Annotated in this window: 1 pseudogene; it reads right to left on the minus strand. The window is 71.5% G+C overall.

What is annotated here, in order from left to right:
* Positions 1-691, minus strand: a pseudogene (locus ABD264_RS11480) (IS3 family transposase); the annotation flags it as partial.

Here is a 691-nt window from a genome sequence, read left to right on the forward strand (position 1 = left end):
CAGGCGACCTTCAGCGCGTCCTCGACGAGCTCGGTGCGCATGTGCCCGGCCATGGCCCATCCGGTCAGCTTCCGGGAGCCCAGGTCGATGCAGGAGGCGAAGTAGAGGTTCGTGCCGTCCTCGAGGGGCAGGTAGGTGATGTCACCGACGTAACGGCAGCACGGCGCGCCGATGCTGAAGTCGCGGCCGATCAGGTCGGGGAACCGCCTGCCGGACTGGTCCGGGATCGTGGTCCTCACGCGTTTGCGCAACCGGATTCCGGCCAGGCCGTGCTCGCGCATCACCCGGGCCACGCGCTTGTGGTTGACCCGGTCACCGGCCGGCACGTCCTCGTTGAGGTCGGCCGTGATCCGGGGCGCGCCGTAGGCGCGGTCCCCGCCCCGGGCCGGGTCCTGCAGCACCCGGATCCGGGACACCAGCGCCGCGTCGGCCGCCGCCCTGGCCGCCCGTGCCGGCTCGGCGGCCAGCCAGGCGTAGAACGACGACCGGGCGATCTCGATGACCTCGCACAACCGCTTCACGCCCCAGGCGTCCTTGTGGTCCTCGACGAACTGGAAGCGGTTCACCAGTTCGTCTCCCCGGCGAAATACTTCGCCGCCTGGCGCAGGATGTCCCGCTCCTGGGCCAGCTTGGCCTGCTCGGCCCGCAACGCCGCGTTCTCGGCCTCCAACCGGGCGATCCTCGCCCCCGG

This window comes from Kocuria salsicia, from assembly GCF_039532055.1.
In the GTDB taxonomy this organism is placed as follows: domain Bacteria; phylum Actinomycetota; class Actinomycetes; order Actinomycetales; family Micrococcaceae; genus Kocuria; species Kocuria salsicia.